Origin of the sequence: Poseidonocella pacifica, assembly GCF_900111875.1 — a bacterium.
GTDB lineage: Bacteria > Pseudomonadota > Alphaproteobacteria > Rhodobacterales > Rhodobacteraceae > Poseidonocella > Poseidonocella pacifica.
Genome location: NZ_FOJU01000004.1, coordinates 100218 through 119013 on the forward strand (window position 1 = coordinate 100218; position 18796 = coordinate 119013).

Consider the following 18796-nt stretch of genomic DNA (forward strand, 5'->3'; position numbering starts at 1 on the left):
GCCCGTCAAGGCCGCAGTGAGGAGGGAAATTCATGGACGTGAAAGCAACAGAGCACAGCTGGCTGCTTCGCAACAAGTTGAAGATCGCGCCTTGGGTCTTCTTGATCCCGGCGCTGGCCTTCTTCGCGGTCTACGTGATTGAGCCGATCTTTGAGTCGATCTGGCTTTCGTTCTACGAATGGAACGGTCTCTACCGTGCCGACGGCACCAGTACCGCCGTCTGGGTCGGTGTGGATAACTACATCAAGCTTTGGGACGATCCAAAGTTCTGGACCTCGCTCAAGAACAACCTGCTCTGGCTCCTTCTCTTCATGCTGGCCGTTCCCATCGGCCTTATGATTGCGCTCTTTCTGAACCAGACGGTTTCAGGAATGCGCATCTATAAATCCCTCTTCTTCTTTCCCTTCGTGATAAGTCAGGTCGTGGTGGGGCTTATCTTTGGCTGGTTCTACAACCCCGATTTCGGAGTGGTCGGATCAGTGTGGAAGGCGCTCTTCTGCGAAGAGACCATCAACATCGTGGGGAACGTGTCTTTCCGGTGCTCAAGCCCGCCTCCCGATATTCTCTCTTCGCCGGAATTTGCCACCTATGGCATCATCGCTGCCGGGCTTTGGCCCCAGATCGCCTATTGCATGATCCTGTACCTGACGGGGCTCAATAACGTGGCCGCGGATCAGATCGAAGCGGGGCGTCTTGATGGGGCCAAGGGATGGAGGATGCTCTGGTTCGTTGTGCTGCCGCAACTCCGACCTGCCACATTCATCGCCGTGGTGGTGACGGTCATCGGTGCGCTGCGCAGCTTCGACATGATCGCCATCATGACGCAGGGCGGTCCCTTCGGCTCCACCAATGTGCTGGCCTACTACATGTATGAAACCGCCATTTCGGAATATGGCGAGCGATACGGATATGGATCGGCCATTGCGACGGTGCTGTTCCTCATCATGTTGATCTACATCTCCTACTTCCTGTGGCGGATGTACCAGGACGAGAAGGGAGGTCGCTGATGTTTCCTCGCCCCATTGAAAAGGCCGGGCCGGGGGCCCGTATCGGGTATCAGCTTCTGCTTCCCTTCGTGTTGATCATCTGGCTTCTGCCACTCTTGGCGATCTTTGCCACCTCGATACGATCGGGCGCCGACATCAACGCGGGCAACGTCTTTGGTTGGCCGGGTGAATTTGCGATGATCGAGAACTACGTGGCTGTCTTCACCAGATCCCAAGCCTCAATGTACTTCATCAATTCGATCCTCATCACGGTGCCATCCGTTGCAATCTCCGTCTCGTTGGCGTGTCTCGCGGGATATGCGCTCGCCATCTATCGGTTCCGGGTCGCACTTCCCCTGTTCTTTCTGTTCGTCGCGGGCAATTTCGTGCCCTTTCAGATCCTGATGGTCCCGGTCCGCGACATGTCGGTGCGGGTTGGGCTCTATGATACCATCGCGGGGCAGTTTCTTTTTCATGCGGCGTTCCAGACCGGGTTTTGCACGCTCTTCATGCGGAATTTCATCAAGGCACTTCCGTTCGACCTGATTGAGAGCGCGCGGATCGAGGGTGTGAAGGAATGGCGTATTTTCTGGTTTGTCGTCCTGCCTCTCGTGCGGCCTGCGCTTGCCGCGCTTGCCGTGCTGATTTTCACCTTCGTCTGGAATGACTTCTTCTGGGCGAATGTTCTGACCCAAGGTGAATCGGCCAAGCCCATCACGGCTGGGGTGCGCGCACTCAACGGGCAATTCGTGAACAACTGGCATCTGGTTTCAGCGGCATCGTTGATTGCGGCGATCCCGCCGGTGATCATGTTCTTTCTGATGCAGCGGCACTTCATCGCGGGTTTGACGCTCGGAGCGGTCAAATGAGCCAGTACTGGCGTCTTGATGGGCCCGAGATGACCTTGGTCCTCTGCTCCGAAGGGACAGAGTTGCCCCACGTTGCATACTGGGGCGCCTCTCTACCGTTCGATGAGGATCTCGGGGATCTCGTGGCGGCCACGCAGCCCGACATCACGGGGGGGATGCTCGATGCCTTGCCAGCAATCACTCTATGCCCCCAGACATCTGCGACCTTTCCGGGGCAACCGGGGCTGAGCCTGCGCGACGGCGCGGGGCGTTCCTTGTTCCCGGCCTTCACCCTCGTGAGCGTTGACGAAAGGGAGGATAGGCTTACCGTTCGGGCCGAGGATTCCGATCTTGGCACCCGGTATGTGGCGTCGATCCGGTATCACCCCACCTCGCAGCTTCTGGAACTTTCGGCGGAATTGGAGACGGACACCCCGGTTGCTGTGGACTGGCTTTGCGCGCCCGTTCTTCCAGCGCCGCAGGATGCGGATCGGATGATCTCATTCTCGGGTCGCTGGATCGGAGAGTTCCAGACCGCAGAGGTTCCGTGGACACCCGGCGCGTACACCCGTCATGCTCCTACCGGACGATCAGGTCACGAGCATCCGCCCCTGTTGTACTTGCCATCGACCGGTGCCACCAACACCGGTGGATCCTGCCGTGCCCTGCATCTCGGTTGGTCCGGAGGCCACAGCATGATCGCCGAAGAGTTGCCCGATGGCCGTCGTCAGGTACAGTTCGGCAAGGCGCGCGGCAGCCATCTTAAGATGGGTCGCCTATTCAGTTCCGGCCCGCTCTATGCAGCATTCTCCCGATCAGGGCACAACGGCTGCGCGGTAGCGTTCCAGCGCCACGTGCACGATGTTTTGACGCCTTCGAACCGTTCCGCCCGGCCGCGGCCCGTGCACTACAACTGTTGGGAAGCCATCTACTTCGATCACGACCTCGACGCTCTCAAGGACATAGTGGCGCGGGCAGCGGATCTCGGGGCCGAGCGTTTCGTGCTCGACGATGGTTGGTTTGGCCTCCGTGATGACGATTGCACGAGCTTGGGGGACTGGACCGTGGACACCCGCAAGTATCCCGACGGCCTGAGTCCCTTGATAGATCACATCCAATCCTTGGGGATGCATTTTGGGATCTGGTTTGAACCGGAAATGATCAATCCCGACAGCGAGCTTTACCGTGTCCATCCCGACTGGATTCTCGGGCCCGCAGATCAGCTTCTAGGCCGCCAGCAACTCGTGCTCGATTTGTCAAAGGATGAGGTGCGCGATTACCTGTTCGACGCCATTTCCGACATCTTGCGCAGCTATCCTGTCGACTACGTGAAATGGGACCACAACCGTGTTCTGCCATACGCGGATGCAACTCAGACCTCGGGCGTCTACGATCTCTTTGACCGTCTCGTTCAAGCGTTTCCCGACGTCGAATTCGAAACCTGCGCATCCGGGGGGGGCCGCATCGATTTCGGCATTCTCGCCCGCACCGGCCGTGTTTGGCTTTCCGATAGCAACGACGCGCTGGAACGATTGCGCATTCAGCACGATGCCGCCTTGTTGTTGCCTGCATCCGTGACCGGCTCGCACGTTGGTCCCCGGCACTGCCATTCGTCCCATCGCACGCTGTCCATGCCCTTCCGTGCATGGGTGGCGGCTGAGCGGCACCTCGGCTACGAGATGGACCCCCGAGAGCTTACAGACGCGGAAATTGCCGTTCTCAAACGAGTTACAGCATGGTGGAAAGCAAATCGCGACTGGCGCATGGAAGCTGACATCCATCGGTTGGACAGCGACGACCCGGCGATCATCGCGGAGCAGCAGATCGCCCGAAGCGGAGAACGCTTTGTTGTCTTTGCCGGAAAGGCCGCGACCAGCGCACAGATCAGCCCGCGCCCTGTGCGGTTCACGGCGCTTGACCCCGCCGCGCGCTATCGGCTGACACTGGCCAATCCTGAGGACATCAGCAACCTTTCGCGTGGGAGGTCTGCGCTTCGGGACGGCGCTTTGACGCTGTCTGGCCGGTTCATGATGGAACATGGGGTTCAACTTCCCTATGCGGTGCCCGAGCAGATCTGGGTCATCGAAGGGACGCGCACATGACAGCCGCAATCAACCCGCAAGACATTCTCTGGGTCGCCGTCGATTGGGGCACAACCCGTCTGCGGGCGTGGGCCATGGGCGAGGGCGGCACAGTGCTGTCCAGCGCATCGTCGGAGGATGGTATGGGCGCTCTGGCGCGCCACGAGTTCGAAGATGCCTTGCTGCGCCTCGCGGGCGATTGGCTGGCGCCGGGTATTCCCGTGATCGCCTGCGGCATGGTCGGATCGCGGCAGGGATGGGTTGAGGCACCCTACCGGGTGGTACCGGCGCGGCCGGCCGCCGATGAGCTTGTGTCCGCTCCGGCGAAGCGCGCAGGCCTCGACGTACGCGTGGTGCCCGGACTGAAACAGACAAGCCCGGCGGATGTCATGCGCGGCGAGGAAACGCAGATCGCAGGGTTCCTCGCGCTTCATCCCGGTTGGGACGGCGTGATTTGCCTCCCCGGTACCCATACAAAGTGGGCGCATCTGAGTGCTGGTGAGGTGGTGAGCTTTCAGACATTCATGACCGGAGACCTGTTTGCCGCGATCAGTGGTCATACGGTCTTGCGGCATTCGGTCGGCACCGAGGGACGGGAAGGCACCGATTTCGACGATGCCGTCGAGGAGATCATGACCCGCCCTGAACGACTTGCCTCGCGGCTCTTTGGCCTGCGGGCACAAGGTCTGCTTGAGGGTCTTGATCCTGCTGCCGCGACCGCTGCCCTTTCGGGGATGCTTCTCGGGGCGGAACTTGCCGCAGCGCGTCCCTATTGGCTTGGCCAACAGATTGCTATTCTCGGGGCGAACTCTCTCGCCCAACGCTATGCCCGCGCTTTGGCTTTGCAGCACGTCGATGCCACGATCGTCGAGGCTGATGCCTGCACGCTTGCGGGCCTTACCGCACAATACAAAAAGGCTACCTCATGACCCGCCCCCTTATCGCTATTCTGCGCGGGATCACGCCGCGCGACGCCGTTCCCTTTACCGAAGCCTTGATCGAGGCGGGAATAACCAAGATCGAGGTCCCCCTGAACTCCCCGGAACCACTGGTTTCGATCACTGAGATGGTGCGGCGCTGCGGAGACGCCGCCTTGATCGGCGCAGGTACCGTTCTCGAGGTGGATCAGGTTGCACAGGTTGCCGATGCGGGGGGTACATTGATCGTATCTCCGAACTGCGATGCGGAGGTTATCGGGGCCACCAAGGCGCGCGGGCTGCAAAGTTGGCCGGGTGTCATGACTCCATCGGAATGTTTCGCTGCGCGCAAGGCCGGGGCGGACGGGCTCAAGCTTTTTCCCGGGTCGTTGATCGGGCCTGCGGGCTTGGGGGCGATCCGCGCCGTGCTGCCCGAAGACACCCAGGTTTATGCGGTCGGAGGGGCAGGGCCGGACAATTTCGCAACGTGGATCGAAGCCGGAGCGACTGGGTTCGGGCTTGGCACGGCGCTCTATACCCCCGGTCAAACGCTGGACACTTTGCGCAAGAAGGCCGCTGCGGTGGTCGCGGCCTATGACAACGCCATAGCATGAACCTCTACGACCCTCGCCTATGCCTTCTTGGCGAAGGCCCCCTCTGGCATCCGGTGCGGCAGGAATTGTTCTGGTTCGACATCCTGAATCGCAAGCTACACTCCCGGCAGCAAAGCTGGGAGTTTGACCGTTATGTCTCCGCTGCGGGGTGGATCTCCGAGACTGCATTGCTGGTCGCATCAGAAACCGATCTTTTCCGTTTCGACCTCTCTCAAGGCTCTGCCACATCCCTCATCCCACTTGAGGCCGGAGATCCGCAGACGCGCTCCAACGATGGACGGGCAGATCCTTGGGGCGGGTTCTGGATCGGCACCATGGGCAAGCGCGCGGAACACGAAGCGGGTGCAATTTACCGCTACTTTCGCGGCGAACTTCGCAAATTGCATGGCGCGATCACGATCCCCAATGCCATCTGTTTTTCACCGGATCGCCAGTGGGCGTATTTTGCGGATACCAAGCGCCAGGTGATCTATCGCCAAGCGCTTGGGCCGGAGGGTTGGCCATCTAGCCCAGAAGAGCCGTTCATCGATCTCGCGCCGGAAGGGCGCAATCCCGACGGCGCGGTGGTCGACAGCTCTGGCGCGCTTTGGTGCGCAGAGTGGGGGAGCGGCGAAGTCTCTTGCTACGGCCAGGATGGGGCACTCCGCGCGCGCCTTTCTGTCGGCTTGCCGCAACCGTCTTGCCCGGCCTTTGGCGGAACCTCGTTTGATCGCCTCTTCGTCACGACCGCGCGGGAGGGAATGGACGTATCGGCGCTGGAAACTGCTCCTGATTCCGGCTGTGTGGTTGAACTTGATCCGGGTGTTGCGGGCATTGCCGAACACCGTGTCCTGATCTGAGTTGAAAGGCGTTTGATGAAACGTACGCTTGGTGTCTGTTACTATCCTGAGCAATGGGCCGAGGATCGGTGGGCTGAGGATGCCCGGCGCATGGTCGAGACTGGCCTTAGCTGGGTTCGGATCGGGGAATTTGCGTGGTCGCGGATGGAGCCGGAACCGGGGGTCATGGTTTTCGACTGGCTCGACAGGGCGATCGACGTGCTGGGAGCAGCCGGTCTCAAGGTGGTTCTCGGCACCCCGACGGCCACGCCGCCGCGTTGGATGCTGGAGCGTCACCCGGACATGCTCGCCGTTGATGCAGAAGGACGGCCGAGAAAGTTCGGCTCGCGCCGCCACTATTGTTTTTCGCACGACGGCTACCGTGAGGAATGCGCGCGGATCGTATCGCTTCTAGCCGAACGCTACGGGCCGAACCCCCATGTCGCAGCGTGGCAGACGGACAACGAATATGGTTGCCATGATACGGTCCTGTCATGGTCCAGCGCGGCCCGGGATGCGTTCAGGCGCTGGCTTCGTACGCGCTATGGGACGGTCCAGACCCTCAATGAGGCGTGGGGCAACGTCTTCTGGTCGATGGAGTATCGCAGCTTTGATGAGATTGACCTTCCGAACCTGACCGTGACGGAGGCCAATCCCGCGCATCATATGGCCTTCCGCAGGTTTTCTTCGGATCAGGTCGTCAGCTTCAACCGCCTACAGGTCGATATCCTCCGGGCGGCCACGAACGCCCCGCTGATCCACAATTACATGGGCCGGGAAACCGCATTTGATCATTTCGCGGTCGGCGCAGACCTCGATATCGCAAGTTGGGATTCCTACCCCATCGGCTTCCTGTCCGACCGGCTGGAGGCGAGCGATGCGCACAAACGCGCGTTCCTCCGTCAGGGCGATCCGGACCTACAGGCCTTTCACCACGATCTCTATCGCCGCGTCGGCAAGGGGCGCATGTGGATCATGGAACAGCAACCGGGTCCGGTGAATTGGGCGCCCTACAACCCGGCCCCCTTGCCCGGGATGGCGCGGCTCTGGGCGTGGGAAGCCTTTGCCCACGGTGCCGAGACCGTCTGTTATTTCCGGTGGCGACAGGCACCTTTTGCGCAGGAACAGATGCACGCGGGGCTGCAGCGCCCGAACGGGCTCGATGCACCTGCGATGGCAGAGGTCGCACAGGTCGCGAAGGAATTGAGCGCCATGCCCGATGCGAGCACGGCAAAAGCAAAGGTGGGGCTTGTCTTTGATTATGCCGCCGCGTGGGCGTGGGAAACCCAACCCCAGGGCGCGGACTTTGATTACTTCCGTCTGTGCTTCGAGATGTATCGCGGGCTGCGGCGGCTGGGATTGTCCGTCGATATCATCGCGCCGGAACCAGAAGAGGTCGAGGGGTATGATCTGGTCCTCGCGCCCGGTCTGGCGGAGCTTTCCAGCGCCATGTTCGCGGCGCTTGAGGCATGCGGGGCGCACGTCCTGCTTGGTCCACGAACGGGCATGAAGACGCCAGAGATGGCCACAGCGCTCCCAGAGCCCACAGCATTCAGATTGTTTGGCGCTCGGCTGAATTTCGTCGAAAGCCTCCCTCCGGAGGAAGAGGTTTCCTTGGCGGCGGGCGGTGCCTTTCGCCACTGGTTTGAAACGGTGGAGGCCTTGGTACACGTGGCTGAACGCACAGAAAGCGGTGCACCGTCACTGCTGAAATCAGGCCGGGTCGCGTATCTTTGTGGTTGGCCAGACGAGACCGCGTTGGACCGGATGATCGGATCTGCCTGCTTGGACGCGGGGATCGAGACTGAGGCCATGCCTGCGGCGCTTCGCCGGCGCGATACGGCAACTCATCGGGTTTACACAAACTATGGCGCGGCGCCCATCGAATGGCGAGGTCAAACGATCGGGGCTGCGGATGTGGCGTGGGAATTGCTATGATGCGTTTTGTCGGCGTAGCGCCCCGTGGCGAAGATGTTCATGCCGTAACCCTACGGTCGGATGACCTTAGCGCCGAGATTTGGACTTTGGGCGCAACATTGGCCGACCTGCGACTTGAGGGAGTGGATTCTCCGCTGCTGCTTGCGCCTGCTGCCCCCTCAGAGATGGTGGGGCCGCTGCAATACGCGGGGGCGGTCGTCGGGCCGGTTGCGAACCGGCTGCGTGATGGATCACTGTGGATTGACGGGGAGCGCTACAAATTGCCCCCCAATGAACCGACCGGGCACGTTGTCCATTGTGGCGAGGCGGGTGTCCATCATAGCATCTGGAAAATTGTCCATGCTGGTCCGACCGATGCGGTCCTCACGCTCGACCTTTCGGCTGGCGAAGACGGTCTACCGGGAACGCGCAGGCTCGAAGCGCACTATCAAATTAGCGGCGCGACCCTCGAGCTGACGCTTACTGGAAAGAGTGATGTGCAGACGGTGATGAACCTCGCGCATCACCCCTATTGGAACCTCGGATCGAATGGCGACACGGCAGATCACGAGTTACAGATCTTCGCGGATCATGTGTTGGAAACGGACAAGGATCTTATCCCTATGGGATTGCCTCAGCCCGTTGAGGATACAAAGTTTGATTTCCGAACGGCCCATGCTTTGGATGGCGACGTCGAAATCGACAACAGCTACTGTTTGGCTACCGCTTCGCGGCCAATGGCCTTGGCCGCGCGCCTTGCAGGGCCTTTGGCAAAGCTGACGCTGGAAACGACAGAGCCGGGGCTACAAGTGTTCAACGGATATTCATTGCCTATCACAGGCCCAAGGGTCTTGAACGATTTCGAATTCGGGCCGCGGTCGGGAGTGGCGTTGGAACCACAAGGCTGGCCCGATGCACCAAACCACCCCGATTACCCCAGCATCACGCTTTGCCCCGAAGAGGTGTATTGTCAGAGGACACGCTACCACCTTCAGATCGCGTGATCCTACCGCGCTGCGCGCGAGAGATAGTGCGCCGCATCGGCAGCTTCGCCCGCGTTTCTAACTCGGTAGGGCATCTTGCTCTGGGCTTGCGGATCATCGAGAAATTTTGCCAGAAAGCCGCTTGGATCCTGAAGGTATTGGCTCAGGTTCGCCTCGGTCCAAACCAACCCGAATTCCCGCGCTTTGAGGATGGCGGAACCATACCGAAAATCAGCATCGCCCGCTTTGCGCCCCACAATGCCGTAAAGGTTAGGGCCGGTGCGGGCGTCGCGTCCGACAAGCTTGTTGCCCTCCGGATCGATCACGGCATGGCAGGTGGTGCATTGCTTTTCCACCACGACCCGACCGTTGTCGGCCGACTGGGTATGGCCGGAACTTGCGGCCAGAAGTGCGAAAAATATCAGGGCGGAACGAAACATGAGAACTCCGGGGGAGACGGGCAATAGATGAGGAGATAAGTTCTTTGATCGCCCAGTCCAAGGGGCTGTGCTGCCCTCTTGTACAAGAGGGCAGGAAGGGGCACCTGTCACGCCATGACACAAACGCTAATACCCGCCTATCTAGATGGTCAGTTATGCCCTGTCGAGAAGCTCAAGGCGCATCGGCTCGGGCTGCGGCACAAGGCTGTTTCGGTGTTCGTTTTGCGGCGGGGGAACTTGCTTCTGCAGCAACGCGCGCTCGGCAAGTATCACACGCCGGGCCTCTGGGCGAACACCTGTTGCACCCATCCGCATTGGGGCGAAGCGCCGCTGGATTGCGCGAAGCGGCGGCTCGCCGAAGAGTTGGGGCTGCCGGGGCTCAATCCATTTTCCTGCGGGCAAGTTCACTATCGCGCGGAGGTCGGTGGCGGGTTGATCGAGGATGAGGACGTCTCTCTTTTCAAGCTCGATGCGCCCGAAGACCTCGAACCCGTGCCTAACCCCGAAGAAGTTCTCGATACCCGTTGGGTGGAGATTGCGGACCTCGAAGCAGAGATATCAAGAAGCCCGGAAAAGTTCACGCCGTGGCTGCGCATCTATCTTGCTGAGCACAGACACCTGATACTCGGGGACTAAAGCGCGGCTTCGGCGGCGGCTCTGATCGCGCGGATATTCTCACCATAGACCTCAGGGGCGGAAACTGACCCACCGCGAAAGACTGCAGATCCCGCAACAAGCACATCGGCCCCGGCTGCCGCGACAAGTGGGGCTGTTTTCGGGTCGACCCCGCCGTCGATCTCTATGTGAATGGGCCGATCACCGATCATGTCCGAGAGGCTACGCACCTTCTCGATCTGACTCATGATGAAGCTTTGCCCACCAAAGCCCGGATTTACCGTCATCACACATACCAAGTCGATCATGTCCATGAGTGGGGCGATCGCTTCGGCGGGCGTTCCGGGATTGAGGGCGATTCCGGCTTTCACACCATGGGAGCGAATGGCCTGCAGTGTCCGGTGAATGTGCGGCCCTGCTTCCAGGTGAGCGGTAATGACATCCGCGCCTGCATTGGCGAAGGCATCGATATACGGATCGACCGGCGCGATCATCAGATGAACGTCCATCACCCCCTTGATATGCGGGCGGATGGCGGCACAGGTGGCGGGGCCAAATGTGATGTTGGGGACAAAATGCCCATCCATGACGTCCACATGAACCCAGTCGGCCCCTTGTGACTCGATCGCTGCGCATTCAGCGCCGAAGTTGGCGAAATCGGCCGAAAGGATCGAAGGGGCGATTTTGATAGCGCGTGTCATGGCGGCGTCTCCTTTGGATCCTGTCCTAGATGGCCGCCTGAGACGAGCTTGGCAAGGTCAACTCTCGGCCAGCGACTTGAGCTCATAGAGCAGGTCTAGCGCTTCACGGGGAGAAAGTTCATCGGGATGAACCTGACGTAGTCGCTCAATGGCGGGTTGAGGCTTGGTCTTTGGGGGCGGAGCGGCGGCGACGCTGAACAAGGGCAAGTCATCGATGATCGTCTGTTTGGCGGGGGAGCCGCCTCGGTCACCCCTCTCCAGCGCATCAAGAACGGTGCGCGCGCGCGCCACGACCGAGGGCGGAAGGCCCGCGAGTTGGGCAACTTGGACCCCATAGGACCGGTCGGCAGCCCCTTTCCGAACTTCATGGAGAAAGATCACGTCGCCATCGTGTTCCTTCACCGCGACGGTCGCATTGGCCACGCCCGGCAGCTTTCCAGCCAGCGCCGTGAGTTCGTGATAGTGGGTCGCAAAAAGTGCGCGACACCGGTTTGTTTCGTGCAGATGCTCCAGCGTTGCCCATGCGATCGAAAGCCCGTCGTATGTCGCCGTCCCGCGCCCGATCTCATCAAGAATGACAAGGGCGCGGTCATCCGCCTGATTCAGGATGGCGGCGGTTTCGACCATTTCCACCATGAATGTCGAACGGCCCCGTGCGAGATCGTCCGACGCCCCCACACGGGAGTAGATCTGGCTGACGATCCCGATATGTGCACGCCGTGCCGGAACGAAGCTACCCATCTGGGCAAGAAGGGCGATGAGCGCGTTTTGCCGCAGAAAGGTAGATTTACCCGCCATATTCGGACCGGTGAGCAACCAGACAGGCGTCTCGCTCAACTCACATGTGTTCGCGATGAACGGATCGCCCGAGCGGCGCAAGGCGGCCTCGACAACCGGGTGCCGTCCGCCCTCAATATCGAAGGCGCGGCTTGCATCAAGCTGGGGCCGTGTCCAATCCGCTTCGCGGGCAAGGGTCGCGAGGGCGACGGTCAGATCAATTTCCGCGAGCGCCTGCGAGAGGTTACCCAAGGGCCCTGCGCTTTTCAGTATGGCCTGCCTGAGTTCAGAGTAGATCCGTTTCTCAATCTCAAGCGCACGGCCGCCCGCGTTGAGGATGCGCGTCTCGAGGCCGCTCAACTCCACGGTGGTGAAACGCACCTGATTTGCGGTGGTTTGCCGGTGGATAAAGGTCTCCGAGTGTGGCGGCGCCAGCATCTTTTGCGCATGGGTGGCCGTTGTTTCAATGAAATAGCCGAGGACGTTGTTGTGCTTGACCTTTAGGCTCTGGATCCCAGTGTCCTCGGCATATCGCGCCTGAAGCGATGCGACGATGCTGCGGCCTTCGTCGCGAAGCCTGCGCGTTTCGTCCAACTCGTCATCAAACCCGCTGGCGACAAAGCCGCCATCTCTTGCCAGCAGAGGAGGATCGGCCACGAGGGCCTCATCAAGGTACGCGCGCAGGTCTTCGTGTCCGCGCAGGCTCTTGGTGGCGCTCCGAATGAGGTCAGGAAGATCAAACCCTTCAAGCGCCGTTGCGATCTGTTCCGTACGTGCGAGCGCCGTGCCTATGCCCGCGAGGTCACGTGGCCCTCCGCGATCAAGTGCGAGCCGAGAAAGAGCGCGATCGACATCGGGAATATGGCGCAAACTCTCGCGCAGCGCGTTCGCAACCCCTGAGTTTTCCGCCGCGAAGCTTACGGCATCAAGGCGCGATTGGATCACATCCAACTGCCTTGAGGGGGCCGATAGGCGCCGCTCCAGCAAACGCGCGCCGGCGGCCGTCGCTGTGCGATCAATCGTCTGCAGCAGTGAGCCGGCTCGTCCTCCACCCAACGCCTGCGTCAGTTCGAGATTGCGGCGGGTCGACGCGTCGATCTGAACATTGCCCCCTGCGGGCTCCTGCTGCGGGGGGCGAAGCAAGGGCAGGTTGCCCTTCTGGGTGATGGTAAGCCATTCGACGATCGCGCCCATCGCGGCGATCTGCGCAAGCTCAAAGCTTCCGAAGGCGTCGATGGACGCAATTCCAAAAAGCTCACAGATGCGGCGGGTGGCGCTCGTGGAATCGAAGGCTGATGCCCCCAGTGTCGTTAGCGAAGCTCCTGCTTCGTCCGTGATGTCTCTACACTTGCTCTCCTCGGCCTCCGAAACCAAAAGCTCCGCAGGTCTGATGCGGCCAAGTTCCGGGCCGAGCGACGCCTCCTTGAGGCCGGCGACATGAAACGCTCCTGTCGATATATCCACCCAAGCAAGCGCACATTCATCCCTGATCCGCGCGAAGGCGGCGAGAAAATTGTGCCGCCGCGCCTCCAGAAGAGAGTCTTCGGTCAAAGTGCCGGGTGTCACCAATCGCACGACATCGCGTTTCACAACGGATTTGGATCCACGCTTCTTGGCTTCGGCCGGGCTCTCAAGCTGTTCGCAAACAGCGACGCGAAAGCCTTTTCTGATGAGTGTCAAAAGATAGGATTCCGCCGCATGTACGGGAACGCCGCACATGGGAATATCCTCGCCCGCGTGTTTGCCCCGCTTCGTCAGCGCGATATCGAGCGCAGCGGAGGCGGCGACCGCATCATCGAAGAACAACTCATAGAAATCGCCCATCCTGTAGAACAAGAGCGCGCCCGGGTGCGCTTCCTTGATCTCTAGGTACTGCACCATCATGGGCGTGGCTGCGGGGGCGTCTGATTTCACCAACTTCTCCTGACGGGTTGATCGGAGCGCAGACTAAAGTCCGGCCTCGGGGGATTGAACCCCCGTTCTTGCCCTCTGTCGCGGTAACCGCGGGAGCCAAGATAATCCCGCGGGCCCTGTGTATTCAAACCGCTTTGATTCGATGGACGGCGAAAATTGGCCGATCCAAAGCGCTTCGAGGATAGGTTAGCCCTCAGAACGACAATGCGCGCGAGATGAAAAGTTCGTTCGTGAAAAATCTATGCAACTTTTCGATGCCAGATGACGTAGGGAAAGCAAGATTGTTTCGCGCACATTTTTACGTAGCGTCATGACGGAAGGAAAACGTTGTTTGAAAGGCCAGAGGCTTCTACCTAGCTTGACTAACGGGTCAATTAACTTTGTTCCGGGCCATCGCCACCCAAGACGTTTTTTAACGAGTAAACGAGGTTTTTGCGGATGAGTGCAACGCGCGCCAATCGGCCGGATATTTCTTTCGAGCCGATCCTGGAGGTTTCCGGATTCAGCATCAATCGGGTTACCGCTTTCAGCGAACCATCGGTGCTCTATCTCTATCTTCTGAGAGAGATCGCACCGCATGACGTCGCCGAGATGCTCGAGGTCTTGCAGCGCCGGAACCTTGGCGAAGACAGCCTCCCCATGCTCATCGACGTTCGGGGCTATGATTTCAGCCGGGTGACGACCGATCATATTCGTATGATGGTTCAGATTTCTGCGCGATACCCTCATCGTGTATCCCTTCGGCGCGGAATCCTCGTCGACAGCGAAGTTGCTTACGGGATGTCGCGGATGCTTCAGAGTTGGTCTGCTGCGATGCGCGCCGCCGATGAGAATGCCTTTCGTATCGAGTATGAGTTCGAGACACTGCTGCACTGGCTCTCGGAATAGGCTCATTGCCTTGCGGCCACCGACCTCCACGGGCATTCTCTGCCTGAATTCTTCGGGCGGGGGCCACCATGACCATCTGGAATCTCGGGTCTATCAACGTCGACAACTTCTATAGTGTGCCGCGTATCCCCGGGCCGGGCGAGACCATTGCCTCCACCGAATTGAGCATGGGTCTTGGTGGCAAGGGGGCGAATATGTCCGTCGCTGCCGCAAGGGCCGGCGCTCATGTGGCCCATATCGGCGCTGTGGGAAGTGACGGCGTCTGGGCGCGGGACCGTCTGACTGAATTTGGTGTCGACACCCGGCATATAGGCGTCCTGACGGGGGCGACGGGCCACGCCAATATCATGCGCGATACGGAGGGTGAAAACACCATCGTTCTCTATCCGGGGGCCAATGCCAAAATCTCAACGGATATGATTGGCGCAGCAATTTCCGGGGCGGAAACGGGAGATTTCCTGTTGTTTCAGAATGAGACAGGGGAACAAGGCTTTGCCGCGGAAACAGGTCGAAAGCTCGGAATGCGGGTCGCCTATGCGGTGGCACCTTACGTTCCGGGACGTCTTCGCGCGCTCGTGCCCTTTCTAGATCTGCTTATCCTGAACGCTGTGGAAGCGAGGCAATTACAGGATGAACTTGGGGTGCTCGCAGGGGAATTGGGCATTGAAAATGTCTTTGTCACCCACGGGGCCGACGGCTGTGACTGGATTACCCAAGGTGAGACGCGCCGCTTTCCGGCCCATCCTGCCATTCCAGTAGATACGACGGGCGCGGGCGACACGTTTACCGGCTATCTCCTCGCCGGGCTCGATCGTGGCCATCCAGTAGAAGAAGCCATAGATCTGGCATCCCGAGCCGCCGCACTTATGGTAGCCCGTCATGGTACGGCGGATGTCATTCCGGACTTGCGTGAGGTTCTCGCCCTCTGATCAGCCGCCGACGAACGGCGCGTCGTCGCCCCAGATCGAACGGATTCTTTGGTCGCGCCCACACCCCTCGCGGTACCGTTTATAGGCGTCCTTCTTGGCCACGTACCCAAATCTGGTCAGCACGCGGTCAGAGCTTTTGTAGTAATCCTGATGATACTCTTCAGCGCCGTAAAATGGCCCCGCGTTCAGAATGGGGGTCACGATCGTTTGGCCGATCTCCTTCTCGGCGGAGGCTACGGCGCTTCGTGCCAACTCCGCCTCCGAGGCGTCTTGCGCGAAGATTGCCGTTCTATAAGAGGCGCCGCGATCACAGAACTGACCCCCGGCATCGGTCGGGTCTACCGATCGGAGGAACAAATTGATCAAGCTCGCCCGGCTTACCTGGGCTGGATCAAAGCGGATTTCTACAGCTTCATAGTGGCCGGTTCCGCCCGCAGTGACCTGTTTGTAAGTCGGATTCGGAACGGTTCCGCCAGTGTAGCCTGAGACAACCTCTTCGACACCCCGGACCTTTTCGAAGTCCGCTTCCACACACCAGAAGCATCCTCCTGCGACGATCAGGGTTTCCTGGGCTGCGGCCTCGGCGCGTTCGCATGTGAGCAGGGCGGCAATCCCAAGCGCCAAAGTAAGCGACAGGACTTTGACTTTTTCAGGCAACAGGGTCATTCGATATCCTCCAGTATCTGACCAGAGTGCTACCGGGCGGAACGTTGGCCAAGCCCCTGCAACGCCGTTTCACGCAGAGGTGACGCCGGGTGATCGGTCTAGTTCAGACGGAGGAAAAGCGGATCGACACGTCGCCAGAAATGGAGCAGGTCCTGCGCTACGGAGGGGGTTTGTCCCATGGATTGCACGGCGTGGATGTCGGAGGATACGAGCGCGGCAAGCCGATAGCCCAAGGGTATGACAGGATCGTCCGAACGCCCGAACTGATCTTCGATCATCTCAGTGGCGGATGTGACCGAATAGACAAGCGCCAGAGCCGGTTGCTCGGGCCAGCGTTGAGCCATGCGGCGCACCATGGAGCGTTTGCGAGGAGCATTCCCTGAAAGAAGTTCCTCCATTGCGAACTCGATCATATCGTCTAGCGCGGCATTGCGACTCACCATTTCGTACCTTTCCAATACACTGCTGCGGAACAGCGTCAGTGAGTTTATGTAGCGACAATGTGCTTTTTCAGGAGGCCAATTTTACTAAAAAGTTAATAGTTTCCGGATTGAGCGGCAAACTGCCGGGCAATACCCTCTCTCGAAGTGCGTTGTAGAGGAGCCGTCAACAATCCGACGCGAGCTAATCTCAGGAGGCTCTCTTTCGCGTTGAAATCATGACCCAGGGTCATGGAATCATTCATTGCGGGGGGAGGTGGATCGAAGGATCTCTGACCCGATCCGAATGGTGACCCCGGCAGGATTCGAACCTGCAACCTGCCCCTTAGGAGGGGGCTGCTCTATCCAGTTGAGCCACGAGGTCACCCGGCCCTTTTCGCCCGGAGTGACGTTCATGACAAGACCCTGCATTCGCTTGTACAGCGGAAGCGATCAGAAGTATCATGGGGCAAAGCAAAAACAGAAAGCATGCAGTGACCCAGCCCCCGAAACGCCCTTTGACTCTGCGGGATGTGTCGGAGGCGTCCGGCGTATCTGAGATGACCGTAAGCCGCGTATTGCGCAATCGCGGCGATGTCAGCCAAACGACCCGCGAACGGGTTCTTCGCGCCGCCAAGCGCCTAGGGTATGTGCCAAACAAGATTGCCGGCGCTCTCGCAAGCCAGCGCGTGAACCTCGTGGGTGTGATCATCCCGTCGCTGTCCAACATGGTTTTTCCCGACGTGATGACCGGTATCAGTCAGGTTCTGGAGGATACGGAGTTGCAACCGGTCGTCGGGGTCACGGATTACATTCCCGAAAAGGAAGAGAAAGTCCTCTACGAGATGCTGAGTTGGCGTCCTTCGGGGGTCATCATTGCGGGGATCGAGCATTCCGATGCCAGTCGCGCCATGCTCGAAGCGTCGGGCATTCCGGTGGTGGAGATCATGGATATCGACGGCCAGCCGGTCGATTGCGCCGTGGGCATTTCTCATCGGCGTGCCGGGCGTATGATGGGCCAAGCCATCGCGGAGGCTGGATTTCGGCGGATCGGGTTCATGGGCACCAAGATGCCACTTGATCACCGGGCGCGTAAACGGTTCGAGGGTCTTACCGGCGCTCTCGCCAAGGCGGGTATCGAAGTGGCGGATCAGGAATTCTACTCCGGCGGATCGGCGCTAGCCAAGGGGCGGGAGATGACCGCAGCGATGTTGGATCGCACACCGGATCTTGATTTTCTTTATTACTCCAATGACATGATTGCCGCGGGGGGGCTGCTGTACCTTCTCGACAAGGGGATCGATATTCCAAATCAGATAGGATTGGCGGGCTTCAACGGTGTGGAGCTGCTCAACGGTTTGCCGCGCCAGTTGGCAACGATGGATGCCTGTCGTTTTGAGATTGGGCGCAAAGCGGCGGAATTGGTGTCACAACGTCTTGCCGCGCCGGATGCCTCCATCGACAAGGTGATAGAGTTGTTTCCGACCCTTTCCTATGGCGAGACTCTGCGGCGGACCTGATCCATCTTAGGCCGCGGAAATGGGCAACTGGCGGGAAACCCCCGTTTTCGTCCGCTGTTCTACTCGAAGTGGTTTCGCTGCAGTGCGGCTAACGTTAGAGTCCTGATGTCACGAGTCGTGGCGGGCGCCTTGCCCAGAATCCACCGCCGGCCATTGCCCGGCCTTTTCGATGTAAAGAGGACAGATCGCCCATGATGATGGCACCCGATCCCCTACGTTTTTCCGCAGCGCAGGTTCGTTTCGCTGGTTATATGATGGAGATGCAGATCCGCTTCGCCCAGCAGATGATGAGCTATAGCCTTACGTTTTCGCCGTGGCACGATGCGCCCGTGTCGCTTTGCGGAACGGGCAACAAGGTCGCCAAGGCACCCGCCGTTGTCGCGGCAAATTCCATCGAAACCCTCCCTGCACCGACCGAAGTCACTCCTAAGGCTCCCGCTCCGGCCAAGAAGGTAGCGACCCGCCGCAGCTCTGCGAAGAGCGCGGCCCCCAAGGCGGCGGAAAAGACTGCTCCTGTTGAAGCTAAGTCAGCGGAACTCGCCCCCAAGACGCCCGAAACAGTCGCCAAGACGACAGAAGTCACTCCTCCCGCTAAGGCTGCGGAGGTCGTAGCGGAAAAGATCTCGGCACCTGCGGCAGAGGCGACAGCGCCCGTCCCTTCGGAGAAAACCGAAAAGGCCGTTCAGGCCAAACCTGCGGTTTCCAAGGGTGAAGCGTCCAAGACGACCGCACCCAAGACCAAGGCCGAAGAAAAAAGCTGAGC

Annotated in this window: 18 protein-coding genes and 1 tRNA gene; 13 read left to right on the top strand and 6 right to left on the bottom strand. The window is 59.8% G+C overall.

Annotated features, from left to right (window positions below):
* Positions 1-32 precede the first annotated feature (32 nt).
* From BM234_RS12405 to BM234_RS12440, 8 genes are read left to right on the top strand one after another with little or no spacing between them, the layout of a single operon-like run.
* Entirely contained in the window at positions 33-1007 is a 975-nt protein-coding gene (locus BM234_RS12405) for a carbohydrate ABC transporter permease (RefSeq protein WP_092065444.1), read from the top strand.
* Complete coding sequence (locus BM234_RS12410) at positions 1007-1855, top strand: carbohydrate ABC transporter permease (protein ID WP_092065446.1); 849 nt, start codon at positions 1007-1009, stop codon at positions 1853-1855. Before BM234_RS12405 ends, BM234_RS12410 begins: the two co-directional genes overlap by 1 nt.
* Positions 1852-3936 (top strand): alpha-galactosidase, encoded by a 2085-nt coding sequence (locus BM234_RS12415; RefSeq protein WP_092065449.1) that lies wholly within the window; start codon positions 1852-1854, stop codon positions 3934-3936. Before BM234_RS12410 ends, BM234_RS12415 begins: the two co-directional genes overlap by 4 nt.
* Positions 3933-4844: a 2-dehydro-3-deoxygalactonokinase gene (locus BM234_RS12420; RefSeq protein ID WP_092065451.1), complete on the top strand. Its 912-nt coding sequence runs from the start codon at positions 3933-3935 to the stop codon at positions 4842-4844. Before BM234_RS12415 ends, BM234_RS12420 begins: the two co-directional genes overlap by 4 nt.
* Entirely contained in the window at positions 4841-5446 is a 606-nt protein-coding gene (locus tag BM234_RS12425; RefSeq protein WP_092065453.1) for a 2-dehydro-3-deoxy-6-phosphogalactonate aldolase, read from the top strand. Before BM234_RS12420 ends, BM234_RS12425 begins: the two co-directional genes overlap by 4 nt.
* Complete coding sequence (locus tag BM234_RS12430; RefSeq protein ID WP_092065455.1) at positions 5443-6285, top strand: SMP-30/gluconolactonase/LRE family protein; 843 nt, start codon at positions 5443-5445, stop codon at positions 6283-6285. The genes BM234_RS12425 and BM234_RS12430 overlap by 4 nt, the downstream gene beginning before the upstream one ends.
* Before the next feature lie 15 nt (positions 6286-6300).
* Positions 6301-8202: a beta-galactosidase gene (locus BM234_RS12435; protein WP_092065457.1), complete on the top strand. Its 1902-nt coding sequence runs from the start codon at positions 6301-6303 to the stop codon at positions 8200-8202.
* Entirely contained in the window at positions 8199-9185 is a 987-nt protein-coding gene (locus BM234_RS12440; protein WP_175501268.1) for an aldose epimerase family protein, read from the top strand. Before BM234_RS12435 ends, BM234_RS12440 begins: the two co-directional genes overlap by 4 nt.
* Before the next feature lie 2 nt (positions 9186-9187).
* Here BM234_RS12440 and BM234_RS12445 read toward each other — a convergent pair whose 3' ends face one another.
* Complete coding sequence (locus BM234_RS12445) at positions 9188-9604, bottom strand: c-type cytochrome (RefSeq protein ID WP_092065462.1); 417 nt, start codon at positions 9602-9604, stop codon at positions 9188-9190.
* 114 nt (positions 9605-9718) lie between these two features.
* Here BM234_RS12445 and BM234_RS12450 point away from each other — a divergent pair, with 114 nt between their 5' ends.
* Positions 9719-10240, top strand: a complete 522-nt coding sequence (locus BM234_RS12450; RefSeq protein WP_092065464.1) for an isopentenyl-diphosphate Delta-isomerase — start codon at positions 9719-9721, stop codon at positions 10238-10240.
* On the opposite strand, the gene rpe is transcribed toward BM234_RS12450, so the two are convergent.
* Positions 10237-10920 carry a ribulose-phosphate 3-epimerase gene (gene rpe, locus BM234_RS12455; RefSeq protein ID WP_092065465.1) on the bottom strand — a complete coding sequence of 228 codons (684 nt, stop codon included), beginning with the start codon at positions 10918-10920 and terminating at the stop codon, positions 10237-10239. The two genes, BM234_RS12450 and rpe, sit on opposite strands and share 4 nt — an antisense overlap.
* Positions 10921-10977: 57 nt before the next feature.
* Entirely contained in the window at positions 10978-13581 is a 2604-nt protein-coding gene (gene mutS / locus BM234_RS12460; protein WP_092066033.1) for a DNA mismatch repair protein MutS, read from the bottom strand.
* A gap of 468 nt (positions 13582-14049) precedes the next feature.
* Between mutS and BM234_RS12465 the strand changes: the two genes are divergently transcribed.
* Together BM234_RS12465 and BM234_RS12470 are read left to right on the top strand one after the other, a co-directional pair.
* A complete protein-coding gene (locus BM234_RS12465; RefSeq protein ID WP_092065467.1) occupies positions 14050-14499 on the top strand; it encodes a hypothetical protein in 450 nt (149 codons plus the stop codon).
* Between the two features lie 68 nt (positions 14500-14567).
* Positions 14568-15428, top strand: coding sequence for a ribokinase (locus tag BM234_RS12470; protein ID WP_092065469.1), 861 nt, complete (start codon positions 14568-14570; stop codon positions 15426-15428).
* On the opposite strand, the gene msrA is transcribed toward BM234_RS12470, so the two are convergent.
* The 3 genes from msrA to BM234_RS12485 all read right to left on the bottom strand — a co-directional run bounded on the left by msrA (position 15429) and on the right by BM234_RS12485 (position 16898).
* Complete coding sequence (msrA, locus tag BM234_RS12475) at positions 15429-16094, bottom strand: peptide-methionine (S)-S-oxide reductase MsrA (RefSeq protein WP_092065471.1); 666 nt, start codon at positions 16092-16094, stop codon at positions 15429-15431. It lies immediately after the preceding gene.
* Positions 16095-16192: 98 nt separating this feature from the next.
* Positions 16193-16537 carry a hypothetical protein gene (locus tag BM234_RS12480; RefSeq protein ID WP_092065473.1) on the bottom strand — a complete coding sequence of 115 codons (345 nt, stop codon included), beginning with the start codon at positions 16535-16537 and terminating at the stop codon, positions 16193-16195.
* 284 nt (positions 16538-16821) lie between these two features.
* Positions 16822-16898: transfer RNA gene (locus BM234_RS12485), tRNA-Arg, on the bottom strand.
* A gap of 109 nt (positions 16899-17007) precedes the next feature.
* On the opposite strand from BM234_RS12485, the gene BM234_RS12490 reads away from it, so the two are divergent.
* Entirely contained in the window at positions 17008-18033 is a 1026-nt protein-coding gene (locus BM234_RS12490; protein WP_092066035.1) for a LacI family DNA-binding transcriptional regulator, read from the top strand.
* 191 nt (positions 18034-18224) lie between these two features.
* Positions 18225-18794 carry a hypothetical protein gene (locus BM234_RS12495; RefSeq protein WP_092065475.1) on the top strand — a complete coding sequence of 190 codons (570 nt, stop codon included), beginning with the start codon at positions 18225-18227 and terminating at the stop codon, positions 18792-18794.
* The last annotated feature ends 2 nt before the right edge of the window (positions 18795-18796 follow it).